The 12,176-nt window shown below is 71.8% G+C and carries 14 protein-coding genes; 13 read left to right on the top strand and 1 reads right to left on the bottom strand.

From position 1 onward, the window contains the following. Positions 1-72 precede the first annotated feature (72 nt). The 9 genes from ACERMF_RS14400 (at position 73) to ACERMF_RS14440 (ending at position 8,047) form a co-directional block, all read left to right on the top strand. Positions 73-984: an AAA family ATPase gene (locus tag ACERMF_RS14400; protein ID WP_373669804.1), complete on the top strand. Its 912-nt coding sequence runs from the start codon at positions 73-75 to the stop codon at positions 982-984. Positions 985-997: 13 nt separating this feature from the next. Continuing rightward, complete coding sequence (locus ACERMF_RS14405; RefSeq protein ID WP_373669805.1) at positions 998-2,416, top strand: hypothetical protein; 1,419 nt, start codon at positions 998-1,000, stop codon at positions 2,414-2,416. A 25-nt stretch (positions 2,417-2,441) separates the two neighbouring features. Beyond that, positions 2,442-3,857 (top strand): VWA domain-containing protein, encoded by a 1,416-nt coding sequence (locus tag ACERMF_RS14410; protein ID WP_373669807.1) that lies wholly within the window; start codon positions 2,442-2,444, stop codon positions 3,855-3,857. Positions 3,858-3,927: 70 nt separating this feature from the next. Then, the gene (locus ACERMF_RS14415) at positions 3,928-4,566 is read left to right on the top strand and encodes a hypothetical protein (RefSeq protein WP_373669808.1); all 639 of its coding nucleotides are present in this window, start codon (positions 3,928-3,930) and stop codon (positions 4,564-4,566) included. An 88-nt stretch (positions 4,567-4,654) separates the two neighbouring features. Next, positions 4,655-5,746, top strand: coding sequence for a tryptophan 2,3-dioxygenase family protein (locus tag ACERMF_RS14420; RefSeq protein WP_373669809.1), 1,092 nt, complete (start codon positions 4,655-4,657; stop codon positions 5,744-5,746). Positions 5,747-5,748: 2 nt separating this feature from the next. Then, positions 5,749-6,327, top strand: coding sequence for a nicotinate-nucleotide adenylyltransferase (nadD, locus tag ACERMF_RS14425; protein WP_373669810.1), 579 nt, complete (start codon positions 5,749-5,751; stop codon positions 6,325-6,327). Between the two features lie 32 nt (positions 6,328-6,359). Next, positions 6,360-6,878: a LytR C-terminal domain-containing protein gene (locus tag ACERMF_RS14430; RefSeq protein ID WP_373669811.1), complete on the top strand. Its 519-nt coding sequence runs from the start codon at positions 6,360-6,362 to the stop codon at positions 6,876-6,878. 102 nt (positions 6,879-6,980) lie between these two features. Next, on the top strand, positions 6,981-7,400 hold the full coding sequence (gene rsfS, locus ACERMF_RS14435; RefSeq protein WP_373669812.1) for a ribosome silencing factor: 420 nt from the start codon (positions 6,981-6,983) through the stop codon (positions 7,398-7,400). After that, positions 7,397-8,047 carry a histidine phosphatase family protein gene (locus ACERMF_RS14440; protein ID WP_373669813.1) on the top strand — a complete coding sequence of 217 codons (651 nt, stop codon included), beginning with the start codon at positions 7,397-7,399 and terminating at the stop codon, positions 8,045-8,047. The genes rsfS and ACERMF_RS14440 overlap by 4 nt, the downstream gene beginning before the upstream one ends. On the opposite strand, the gene ACERMF_RS14445 is transcribed toward ACERMF_RS14440, so the two are convergent. Next, positions 8,048-8,638: a DUF5698 domain-containing protein gene (locus tag ACERMF_RS14445; RefSeq protein ID WP_373669814.1), complete on the bottom strand. Its 591-nt coding sequence runs from the start codon at positions 8,636-8,638 to the stop codon at positions 8,048-8,050. Between the two features lie 456 nt (positions 8,639-9,094). Here ACERMF_RS14445 and ACERMF_RS14450 point away from each other — a divergent pair, with 456 nt between their 5' ends. From ACERMF_RS14450 to ACERMF_RS14465, 4 genes are all read left to right on the top strand, one after another. Further along, complete coding sequence (locus ACERMF_RS14450; protein WP_373669815.1) at positions 9,095-9,889, top strand: hypothetical protein; 795 nt, start codon at positions 9,095-9,097, stop codon at positions 9,887-9,889. Then, entirely contained in the window at positions 9,886-10,341 is a 456-nt protein-coding gene (locus ACERMF_RS14455; RefSeq protein ID WP_373669816.1) for a phage holin family protein, read from the top strand. The genes ACERMF_RS14450 and ACERMF_RS14455 overlap by 4 nt, the downstream gene beginning before the upstream one ends. Then, positions 10,338-10,973: a DUF3618 domain-containing protein gene (locus tag ACERMF_RS14460; RefSeq protein ID WP_373669817.1), complete on the top strand. Its 636-nt coding sequence runs from the start codon at positions 10,338-10,340 to the stop codon at positions 10,971-10,973. The genes ACERMF_RS14455 and ACERMF_RS14460 overlap by 4 nt, the downstream gene beginning before the upstream one ends. Before the next feature lie 68 nt (positions 10,974-11,041). Beyond that, on the top strand, positions 11,042-12,133 hold the full coding sequence (locus tag ACERMF_RS14465; RefSeq protein WP_373669818.1) for a YihY/virulence factor BrkB family protein: 1,092 nt from the start codon (positions 11,042-11,044) through the stop codon (positions 12,131-12,133). The last annotated feature ends 43 nt before the right edge of the window (positions 12,134-12,176 follow it).

Consider the following 12,176-nt stretch of genomic DNA (forward strand, 5'->3'; position numbering starts at 1 on the left):
GTAGCCTGCGGGGCGATCGCCTGCTTCCGCCGGCCCTGGTGGCCGGCTCCTCCCGCCGTAGCGAATGGCCCCGTGGTGCCCACCTCCCCGAGCGAGTTCAGCGGCGTCGTCGACGTCCGCGAGCGGTTGTCGGCCGTCGGCTACCTGCCGGACGACGCGATCGAGACCGTGACCTACCTGGCCGAGCGGCTGCGCAAGCCGGTGCTGGTCGAAGGCCCGGCCGGCGTCGGCAAGACCGAGCTCGCCAAGGCGGTGGCCGAGGCGCGCGGCGCCGAGCTGATCCGCCTGCAGTGCTACGAGGGCCTCGACGAGGCCAAGGCGCTGTACGAGTGGAACTACAAGAAGCAGCTGCTGCGGATCACCCACGCGCGCGGCGGCGACGGCGGGAACGGCAGCGCGAGTTGGGACGCCGTCGAGGACGACCTGTTCGGCGAGGACTACCTGCTGGAGCGCCCGCTGCTGCGTGCGCTCCGCCATCCCGGTGACGTCGTGCTCCTGATCGACGAGGTCGACAAGGTCGACTTCGAGTTCGAGGCCCTCCTGCTCGAGATCCTCTCGGACTTCCAGGTCACGATTCCCGAACTCGGGACGGTGAAGGGCACGCGACACCCCTTCGTGGTGCTCACGTCCAACAACACCCGCGAGCTGTCCGAAGCGCTCAAGCGGCGCTGTCTCTACCTCCACCTCGACTACCCGTCGGTCGAGCGCGAGAAGCAGATCGTGCTCTCCCGCGTACCCGAGGCACCCGAGCACCTCGCGGACCAGCTCGTCCGGATCGTCCGGAGCCTGCGACAGCTCGAGCTGAAGAAGCCGCCGTCGATCTCCGAGACCCTCGACTGGGCCCGCACCCTGCTCGAGCTCGGCTTCGACACCGTCGACGAGCCCGTCGCACGCAGCACCATGAACGTGCTGCTCAAGTACCAGCAGGACGTCGAGAAGGCCGTCGGGCACCTGCGCCTGCCGCCACGTCCCGAGATGAACTGAGGGCGCGCGCCAGGTGACTGACTCCCCGGTTCCCCCGGACCTCGACCCGGTCCGCGGCCACAGCGACGACCCGCTGTCCGCCGACCGGCGCGTGCTGGTCATCGGGGCCGTCTCCATGGTGGTCCTGATGCTCGTCGGGGCGGTCACCGCGGCCTTCTTCACGCGTTCGGCCTGCGGGCGCATCGGCCCCGACCCCGTGTTGCCCCGCGCCGCCGGCGAGGACGTCGACCGTGTGCTCGCAGAAGCGCTCCCGGACCTGTTCGACGACGAGCGGCTGGCGCTGACCGAGTACCTGCGTGGTCCGCTCGCCGACCGGCTCGGCCCGCTCGCCGGTGCGCTCGACGTGTCAGGTGCGGAGGGCCTCTCGCCGGCCGGGGGTCCGGGGTCCGGGCTCGTGGCGGCGACCGGCGCCACCACCACCGTGTTCGGCGTCCCCGCAGCCGACGTCCGCGCGACGGCCGACGTCGGGGACGGAACGGTCGTCGGCGACGGCGCGACCCTCTACTCGCTCGCCCTGACCAATCCCGGCACCGGTCAGACCGACGCGGTCATGCCGTTGGACGTGCGTCTCGAGGGTGGCGACTGTTTCGACACCGCCACCGTCGCCACCCCCTTCGCCTTCCTGCTCGCCGCCGGTGAGGGGCAGTTGCTGCTGTTCCGGGTCGAGGAGGACGGCGACGTCCCGACGGTCGAACTCCGGGACGCACAGCAGGGCCAGGTCTGGATCGCCGATCTCGACACACCGGCGATCCCACCCGGCGTCAGCGGCGCGCGCCTCGACGGGGCCATGGGCCTCGACCTCGTCGTCGTCGGCCGGCGGGCCACCCTCGACGACACCGCGCCGATCCTGAGCGCCTTCACGCGCGACGGCGGCCAGCTCCGTTGGAGCGTCGAACTCGACGCGGTGGCCGAGGTCGCGCCCGACGGCGACACCCCCGTGTGGGCGGAGGTGGTCGCCGTCGGCGGCGACACGGTGCTGGTGTCACTCTCGCGCGACGACGACCGCGGCCGATCGACCCTGGTCGCCATGGACGCCGCGGACGGCGCCATGCGCTGGGCCACCGACGTGCACGGTTCCGTGCCCGTCGCCGCGCACGTCGACGCCGACGCGGTCACGGTGTTGCTCGACCGCGGCGACCACATCGACGTGGTGATTCGCGAGGCCGACGACGGCAGCGACCGCGGCAGCGCCGGACAGCCCGATCCCGACGGCAGCGGCTTCGACGGTCGGGGCGCCGTGGTCCCCGGCGGCGAAGAGGTACTGGCAACCGTGGGGCGTGGCCTGGTCGTCGCGGGGGCCGACGAGCTGACGCTGCTGGCCCACGACGTCGAGCCGGCACTGCTCGTCGACGCCGTCGTCGTCGACGGGGCCACGGTCCTGCTCGTGGCCAGTGGTGACGGTGCGGCTGCCGTGGTGTTCGCCGCTCCGTAGGCTGGACACGGACCGGGAGGCAGTCGTGGACGAGCGTGTCGCACACGTGTTGGCCGAGGGCCCGCCGCCGCTCAACGGCTTCCTCCAGCGGGTGCTGGACTTCGTGCAGGCGCTGCGCCGTGCCGGCGTCGGCCCCACGCAGTCCGAGGCGATCGACGCGGTGCGGACCCTGCCCCATCTCGACCTGCTCGAACGCACCCAGCTACGTGAGGCGCTGGCCGCCGTGACGGTCACCTCCCAGACCCAGCGACGCGCCTTCGACGACCTGTTCGAGCTGTACTTCCCGGCACGGAAGGCGGCCGCGGACGACACCCCGCCGGTCACCGACGAACCGGCCGACGAGACCGATCCCGACGACTACCTCCAGGACCTGCTCGACGAACTGATGGAGGGCGGCGACGAGGCGGTCCGGCGCATGGCCCGTCTCGCCGTCGACCAGTTCGGCAGGGTCGAGGGGCGGGACGGCGGCGTGTCCTACTTCCAGTACAAGGTGTTCCGCGCCGTCGACCTGCAACAGCTCCTGCGGGACATGCTCGGCCGTGCCGTCGACGACGAAGGCCAACTCACCCCCCTGCAGGAGCGGCTGTACCGGGACGAGTTCGAGGCCAGGCTGCGCACCTTCCAGCAGGAGGTCGAAGCCGAGATCCGGCGTCGTGCGGCCGCCCAACGCGGCCTCGACCAGGTTGCCGACCGCATGACGCGTCCGCCCGTCGAGGAACTCGACTTCTTCCACCTCTCCGCCGAGGACCAGGCCCAGCTCCGGGCCCAGATCCGGCCGCTCGCGCGCAAGCTGGCCACCCGCGTGTCGGTGAAGCGGCGGCACGGCAAGGATGGCCGGCTCGACGTGCGGCGCACGGTGCGCCAGTCGCTGGCCACCGGCGGGGTGCCGTTCGACCCGAAGTTCAAGCCGCGCCGGCCCCACAAGCCGGAGCTGTTCCTCATCTGCGACGTCTCCGGATCGGTGGCCTCGTTCGCCCGGTTCACCCTGATGTTCGTCCACGCGCTGCAGGAACAGTTCAGCAAGGTGCGCTCGTTCGCGTTCATCGACACCCTCGACGAGGTCACCGCCCTGTTCGAACAGGGCGACGCCGCAGACGCGATGCGGCGGATGATGTCCGAGGCCGAACTGGTCTGGCTCGACGGGCACTCCGACTACGGCCACTCCCTCGAGCGCTTCCACGCCGAGTACGCCCGCGACCTCACCCCCCGCTCCACCGTCATCATCCTCGGCGACGCGCGCAACAACTACCGCCAGGCCAATGCCTGGGTGCTGCAGGATCTCGCCCGGCGGGCTCGCCGCCTGTACTGGCTCAATCCCGAACCGATCCAGTTCTGGGACACCGGCGACTCGATCTCCTCGTCGTACGCGCGCTTCGTCGAGGACATGGTGGAGGTGCGCAACCTCAAGCAGCTGGCCGCGTTCGTCGAGCGGATCGCCTAGCTCGTCGGCGGGGAACCGGGGTCGGGTCGCCGACGTCCCACGGGGGACGGGCCCGTGGAGGTGTGTTGCCGTGGTGACGGTTCGGTGGGCGGTGCTGGCGGTGGGAGTCGCGCTGGTCGTGCTGGTTGCGGCGAGCCCTGCGACGGCGCTGTCGTGTGTGGGGCACGAGGATGCGTCGGCGGCGGCGATCCTGGCGGGGGAGGAGCGCTTGGGAACGCTGCGTGACTTCGACGAGGACTACCGCGGGGCGGTGCTCGGCACGGTCACCGACGTCGACACCGACGAGCGCGAGGGCAGCGCGACCCACGGAGCCACGACCGTCCATCTCGAGGTGCACGCGACCTACGGCGACGTCGGGGCCGAGTCGGTTCGGATCGAGATGTCCGACCCCGGGTGGATGTCGGGCTATCCCTTCGAGGTCGGCACGACCTACTTCGTCCCGATCCGGCACGAGCCGAACGCGATCATGGGCTGCGAACCGATCACCCCGGTCGCGCCCGACGAGGTCGACGGGCTGGTGGCACAGCTGGACGAACCGGCACCCGGCGTCGTGCTCACGGTCGGGTCGGAGCGCATCAGTGTGGTGCCGGCGGCTTCCGGGGAGGGCGACGACGGCGGCCTGCATCCGCCGGCGTGGCTGTGGGTCGCGCTCGCCGGCGTGCTCGTCGCGGGGGCCGTCGCCGTCACCGCCATCGTGGGACGCGACTGAGTGATCGGCTCGCGGCTCGGCACCGGCCAGCGACCCCCACGCGATAGCGTCGCGATCCGGATCCTCGTCCAGCGGGAGAGTCGGATCGGTGCGCTACTACTGGGACTACCTCGGACTCGATGACCTGCTCGGCGCGCAGCGGCTCGCGTCGATCGAGGACGGCGGAGCCCCGGCGCACGACGAGATGTTGTTCATCGTCACCCACCAGGCCTTCGAGCTGTGGTTCAAGCAGATCCTGTGGGAACTCGACGCGGTCGTCGACACGCTGGCCGCCGCGCCCGTCGACGAACGCGAGATGGGGCAGGTGCTCCACCGCCTCGAGCGCATCAAGGAGATCCAGCCGCTGCTCGTCCAGCAGTTCGCGGTCCTCGAGACGATGACACCGCTGGACTTCCTGGACTTCCGCGACCTGCTCATCCCCGCCAGCGGGTTCCAGTCGCTGCAGTTCCGCCTCGTCGAGAACCGCCTCGGCCTCGACCCGGCCAAGCGGATGAAGATCCAGGGATCCCACTACACGTCGCGCCTGTCGCGCGAACACGCCGAGCGGGTCGCCGCCTCCGAATCCGAGCCGACCCTGCTGGGTGCCCTGGACGCCTGGTTGGCCCGCACCCCGTTCCTGCGCTTCGGCGACTTCGACTTCTGGTCCGCCTACCGCGACGCGGTCACGGCCATGATCGAACGTGACCGCGCCCTGATCGCCTCCAACGCCAGCCTGGACGAGGTGAGCCGCCAACAGCAGCTGGACGCCTTCGAGACCACGGTCGAGACCTTCGCGACCCTGTTCGACCGCGATCGCTGGGAGGAACTGCGCGCCCAGGGCAAGCGCCGCCTGTCGCACGAGGCCTTCCTGGCGGCCCTGCTCATCTCGCTCTACCGCGACGAGCCCGCCTTCCACACCCCCCACCGGCTGCTGCGCACCCTGGTCGACCTCGACATCGGCTTCAACGCGTTCCGCAACGCCCATGCCCAGCTCGTCCACCGCACCATCGGGGGACGCATCGGCACGGGCGGAACCTCCGGACACGAGTACCTCGAGGCGGCCGCGCGTCGCCACCGGGTCTTCACCGACCTGTTCGACCTCGCCACCTACTCGGTGCCGCGTGACGAGCTGCCGGCGCTGCCGGGCGACGTACGGGAGCAGCTGCGGTTCCGGTTCCAAGCCGCCACCGGGAACGGTTGAGCATGCTGCGCCGCGTCGGGCTGCTCGGTGGGACCTTCGATCCGCCACACCTCGGGCACCTGGTCGTCGCCGAATCGGCGCGGATCGACCTCGAGCTGGACGAGGTACGGCTGCTGGTCGCCGGCGACCCGTGGATGAAACCCGTCGTCACGCCGGCCCGCCACCGGGTCGAGATGGCGCGGCTGGCCACCGTCGAGGACCGCTTCCTCACCGTCGACGCCCGCGAGACCCGCCGTGCGGGGCCGACCTACACCGTCGACACCCTCGAGGAACTGCACGCCAGCGAGCCCCACACCGAGTGGTGCTTCCTGCTCGGGGCCGACGCGACCGCGCGCATGGGGGAGTGGCACCGCATCGACGACGCCCGTCCCCTGGCGCGCTTCGTGGTCGTCACGCGCCCGGGGCACGACCTGCACCTCGCCGGTTCCGCGGGCGTCGAGCGCCTGGCGGTGCCCGCCGTGGCGGTGTCGTCGACCGAGTTGCGCGACCGGTACGCCGCGGGGCGCGCGACCCGTTACCTCGTTCCCGATCGTGTCGACAGGTACGTGCGAGAACAACGCCTGTACGGAGTCGAGTGGTGAAGCAGCGGGGCGCGAAACCAGCCCGGCGGACGATGTCCGCCGCGCGCCGACGCCGGCTGCAGCGACTCCAGCGACAGGCGGAACGTCGCGGGCGCTCACCGCTGCTGCGGTTGGCGACGGCGCTTGCCGTACTCCTGGCCGCGCTGGCACTGATGGCGGTCGTGGCGACGGCGACCGGGCGTTTCGTCCTGCCGGCCGAGCTCACGACCACGCGGGCCGCGACCTCGGCCAGCCCGACCGAGGTGTCACGCCAGCGCGAACTGGTGGTCCGCGTCGTCGACCACAGCGGCCGGCCGGACCTGGCCGTCGAGGTGGCCGAACTGGCCGCCCCCGGCGGATTCTCGACCTTCGCCGGCCCGGCGCGGGGCGAGGGCGCGGAGAGCACGCGCATCCTGGTGCATCGCGACGCACCGGAGGTCGTCGCCGCCGCCGCCGACCTGCGCGACCTGCTCGGTCTCGGGGTGATCGAACGCGTCGCGGCGGCACCCGAGGGGATCGACCTCACGGTGGTCGTCGGGGCGGACTACGCCGCCGACACCGCCTCGCGGTAGGACGTCGGCGGCCTCGCACGGCACGCGCCGCTGTGGTTCCCTGTCCGGGTCCGCGCCGCCGCGGGGACCTTCCTGCACCACCCGACGAAGAAGAGCTCGCCCGTGCCTGCAACCGACGAAGCCGTCGCGCTCGCCGTCGCCGCCGCCGATGCGGCCGACGACCTCAAGGCCACCGACCTGACCATCCTCGAGGTGGCCGACCTGCTCGCGCTGGTCGACGTCTTCCTGCTGGTCAGCACGGCCAGCGACCGGCAGCTCAAGGCCGTGTCCGACGCGGTGGAGCGGCGCCTGCAGCTCGACCACGACCGCAAGCCCCTCCGCCGCGAAGGCACCGCCGAAGGAGGCTGGCTGGTCCTCGACTACGGCGACCTGGTCTGCCACCTGTTCTCCACCGAGGAGCGCGACTTCTACGCCCTCGACAAGCTCTGGGCCGACGTGCCACGGCGGGACCCGCGGACGGGTGAGCGCCTCGGCGGAGCGCCGGCGCCGATCGGTGCCGGCAGCCACCGCGAGGACGTGTGAGGCGTCTGGTCCTGGTCCGCCACGGCGAGTCCAACTGGAACGCGGCCAGCCGGATCCAGGGCCAGCAGTGCGCCGGACTGTCCGACCGCGGCATGACCCAGGCACGCCAGGTCGGGGGCGCCCTCGCGAACGCCTACCCGACCGCCAGGGTCGTCGTCTCCGACCTCCGGCGCTGCCGACAGACCGCGCAACCGCTGCTGGACGCGCTCTCGATCGACCCGGTCGTCGATCCCCGTCTGCGTGAACGCAGCTTCGGTGACTGGGAAGGTCGAACGCGCGACGAGGTCGAGCGCCTCGACCCGGCCCGGTGGCGCCGATGGCGCGACCACGACGACGACGTGCTGGCCGAGGTGGGCGGCGAGCCCGACGGCGTCTTTCTCGCCCGGGTCGAACCGCTGCTGCGCGAGCTGCTCGCCGGCACCGACGAGGGCGGAGTCACCATCGCGGTGACCCACGGGGGACCGATCTGGCACGGCAGCCACGCCCTGCTCGGGCTCCCTGTCGGGACGCTCGGCACCGTGCACAACGCCTCGGTCACCGAGCTGGTGGCCTGGCAGGGCCCGCGGGTCGTGCTCGAGCGCTGGAACGAGGTCGCGCACCTGCCCGTCGAACTCCGTGTCGGCTGGCGACCCGCCGTCGGCGCCTGATCAGACCCGTCCGCTGGGTGATCCGCCCGGCACGGGGGCGGGGTGCACGGCGTTGTCGATCGCGGCGAACGAGCTGGCGTCCACGTCGCGTGCGATCGCGAGCACGTGGTCGGCGTCGCGGCGGCGCACCGTGGCCAGGACCATGTCGACGTCGCCCTTGTAGCCGGTGCCGCGGAACACCGTGGCGCCGAACCCGGCGGCATGGATCGCCCGGGCGATGGCGTGGCCGAGCTCCAGCGGGTGCCCGTCGGCGTCCGTCCGGGTCGCGTCGGCGTAGACCCGGACCGTGGCCATCCCGAGCCGCAGGTGACCGGTCAACTGCACCCCGATCAGCGTGCCGAGGGCGACGCCGACGACGAATCCCGCGGCACGCACCGGGGTGACGTCGGCGAACACGATGCCGGCGGCCGCGAGCCAGGTGCCGGCCTCGAGTCCGGCGGTGACCGCCGCCAGCCAGCGTCGCTGCTGGACGACGAACACGACCTTGAACACGTTGAGGGACACGTCGGCGACCCGGAGCAGGGCGATGGCCACGGCGGGCCATGCGAGCTGCCACAGGGCGGCGACGTCGAGTGGGAGGACGTCGGGCACGGCAGGATCTCGATCGAGGAAGCAAGCGGGGGAGCGGGCGTGGGATCACCCGGCGGAACGACCTCGCACCCGTCGGCCGGAACCGGCCGGTCTGCAGCGAATTCGGACCGCCGTGGCCATCGGAAACGTGCGGCTCGTGTGCGCGAATCACCACGCGGCGGTCGACGGCGTCGCGGATTGGGGCCCTGAACTGGACGAGGTAGCCCCTCGCCCGACCAGTTGCCCGCCGCTTGCCGCTGAGACGGCGAATTCGGGCTTCTGAGGCCCGCCGCGCCCGGCGATGTGGTCGTCCGACCATACCCCAGCGGGCCCCGGCGCGGCGCCGTCGATGCCAGGGGGCAACCGCCCCCGACGTCGGGCCACCCCACCCGCTCCGCAGACGCTGCCGAAACCTCGTTTGCTGGATGCCCGGCCGAGGCAACAGGCGCTCGGCCACACCGAGAACGGAGGGACACCGTGGCACAGCCACAGACCTACGGGGCAACTCCCGACAGCGGCACGTCAGAGACCGTCGATCTCACCAAGGAAGAGGGACGCCAGGTCGCCGAGGACGCGAAGCAGCAGGCCGGTGCGGTCGCTGGCACCGCGAAGGAGCAGGCGGGGACCGTCGCCAACGAGGCGATGCACCACGTCCAGGACCTCGCGACCGATGCCAAGCACCAACTGCACCAGCAGGCGCGACAGCAGACCGACGCCTTCGGCAACGTCATCGGCACGCTCGGTGGCCGGGTCAAGGCGCTGGCCAACGGCGACGTGGACGAAGCAGGTCCGGTCGGTGACTACGCCCAGCGTCTCGCCGGTCAGGTCGACCAGTTCGCCAACCGTGTCGACGAACTCGGGTTCGACGGCATGATCGACGAGGTGCAGCGCTACGCCCGCCGCAAGCCGGGTGCGTTCCTGCTCGGTGCCGCCGTCGCCGGTTTCGCCGTGTCGCGTCTCGCCCGCGGCGCCCAGGCGGCCCAGAGCCACGACCAGTCCGGTTCGGCAGGCATGTCGAACACGATGCCGAGCACCGGTACGACCGCGCCGACCGGCATGGGCGGTTCGCCCACCGGCACGACGGCAGGCGCCGGGCTCACGCCGGGATCCGGGCCCACGACCCCGGGTATGGGCGCCGGTCTGGGAACGGGTGCGGACGTCGGCACGCCGCCGGTGCCGCCGATGCCCCGCACGGGGAGCCCCGCGACCGGCCTCACCACGTCGCCGTCCACCGACGACGACCTCTTCACCTCGGGGAGGGACGAGCGATGAGCACCACCCCACACGGCTCCGAGGCCGTCGACGACCTGCGGGTCGAGACCGCCTCGGCGGCCCCACCCGGGCCCGACGCCTCGCTGAGCGACCTGATCAGCCGCCTCGGTGACGACGTGACCCTGCTGTTCCGCCAGGAGGTGGAACTCGCCAAGGTCGAGTTGAAGCGCGAGGCGACCACCGCCGCCAAGGCCAGTGGCATGTTCGCGGCCGCCGGCGTCGCCGGCCTCGTGACGCTGCTGCTGCTCGCGTGGGCCGCCGCCTGGGGGCTCGCCGAGGTCGTCCCGACCGGCGTCGCGTTCCTGATCGTCGGGATCGTGTTCGGCCTGATCGCCGCCGGCCTCGCCATGGCCGGGAAGAAGCGGTTCGAACAGGTCGACTTCACCCCCCACGCCACCATCGAGACCTTGCAAGAGGACAAGCAGGTCATCACGGATCGGATGAGTTCATGAGTCAGTACGCCACCGCCCCGACCTCCCAGGATCCCGAGCAGCTGCGCCGCGAGATCGCCCGGACGCGCGCCGACATGGACCGCACCCTGGCCGAGCTCGAGGACCGCGTCAGCCCGACCCGGATCCGCGAGCGCCAGACCGAGAAGGTGCGCGGCGGCTTCGCCCGCGCCAAGAGCGCCGTGATGGGCGCGACGCCCGACACCGACCAGGTCCGGGGCCGCGCCTCGGGCATGGCCGACAGTGCCAGCAGCACGCTCAGCGAGGCCGGTGACGCGATCCAGCAGGCACCCCAGCGCCTCGAGTCCGCCGCACGCGGCAACCCGCTCGCGGCGGGCCTGATCGCGTTCGGCGCCGGTGCGCTGCTCGGTTCGCTGATGCCGGCGACCCGTGCCGAGGAGCAGTTGGCCGGCGAGCTCCGCGACAACTTCGAGGAGCCCGTCAAGCACCAGCTGCAGGACGCTGGTCAGCAGGTCAAGAGCGAGCTGCAGGAGCACGCCCAGCAGGCGGTCGAGGAGACCAAGCAGACCGCCCAGCAGGCGGTCGAGGAGACCAAGTCGCAGGCCCAGGACGCGGCCGGACAGGTCCAGGCGCACGCGAAGGACTCCGCCGAGACGGTCCGCGAGCAGCGCTGACCGTCGCCACACCCGTCCGGCCCCGCGACGCGCGGGGCCGGACCACGCCCCGAACCAGGAGAACCGCCTTGGGACTCGCCGACAACAACGAGCGCGACGGCGCGACCGACGTCAGGAAGAGCGACCGTGTCGTCGACGTCCGCAACCCCGACGAGCGCGCCGTGGAGGCCCGTGCGTCGCAGGGTGGCCAGCGGCGGAGCGCGGATCGCGACGGCCAGGACGCCGCGCAGCCCACCGACATCTCCTCCAGCGGGTGGAAGGCAGTTGGCAAGCGGGTCGTGACCGAGCTGAAGAACGACCACGTGTCGTTGCTCGCGGCCGGGGTGGCCTTCAAGGGCCTGCTGGCGCTGTTCCCGACGATCATCGCCGCCATCAGCATCTGGGGTCTGGTCGCCGACCCCCAGCAGATCGAGCAGCAGATGGAGGGCCTGACGGGCTACCTGCCCGCCGACGCGGCCAGCCTCATCGAAGGGCAGATGACCCAGGTCGCCGAGGGCGGCACGGGGGCACTGTCGTTCGCGTTGGCCATCTCGATCCTGCTGGCCCTGTGGAGCGCCTCGGCCGGCATGGCCGGCCTCATGGAGGGCGTCAACGCGGCCTACAACGAGGTCGACCGGCGCAAGTTCCCCAAGAAGCGCGGTTTGGCGCTCGGTCTGACCTTCGGCGGCATCATCTTCCTGCTGGTCACGCTCGGTCTGATCGCCGTCCTGCCCGCCGTCGCCGACCAGCTCGGCCTCGGACGCGCCGGGGAGCTGGCGGTCCGCATCGGGCAGTGGCCGCTGCTGGCCCTGCTGGTCATCGGTGGGCTCGCATTCATCTACAAGGTCGCACCCGACCGCGACGACCCGCAGTTGAAGTGGGTCACCGTCGGTGCGGTCGTCGCCACGGTCCTGTGGCTGATCGGATCGGCGATCTTCACCCTGTACGTGGAGAACTTCGGCAGCTTCGGTGAGACCTACGGCGCCTTCGCCGGCATCATCGTGCTGATGTTGTGGCTGTACCTGACCGCCTTCATCGTGCTGCTCGGTGCGGAGATCAACGCCGAGCAGGAACGCCAGACCACCAACGACACCACGGTCGGGCAACCGAAGCCGATCGGTGAGCGTGGCGCGTACGCCGCCGACACGCGGCCCGAGGACCACGAGGGTCGCCAGGCCTGAGACCGACCCGCCCGCGCCCGCCGGCCCGTCGCTGGCGGGCGCG

It is taken from the genome of Egicoccus sp. AB-alg6-2, from assembly GCF_041821025.1.
Taxonomy (GTDB): Bacteria; Actinomycetota; Nitriliruptoria; order Nitriliruptorales; family Nitriliruptoraceae; genus Egicoccus.

Excerpts from the sequence above, each read along its gene's own strand:
- nadD (WP_373669810.1), top strand. The coding sequence starts at position 5,749 with ATGCTGCGCCGCGTCGGGCTGCTCGGTGGGACCTTCGATCCGCCACAC.
- ACERMF_RS14430 (WP_373669811.1), top strand. The coding sequence starts at position 6,360 with ATGTCCGCCGCGCGCCGACGCCGGCTGCAGCGACTCCAGCGACAGGCG.
- ACERMF_RS14455 (WP_373669816.1), top strand. The coding sequence starts at position 9,886 with ATGAGCACCACCCCACACGGCTCCGAGGCCGTCGACGACCTGCGGGTC.
- ACERMF_RS14460 (WP_373669817.1), top strand. The coding sequence starts at position 10,338 with ATGAGTCAGTACGCCACCGCCCCGACCTCCCAGGATCCCGAGCAGCTG.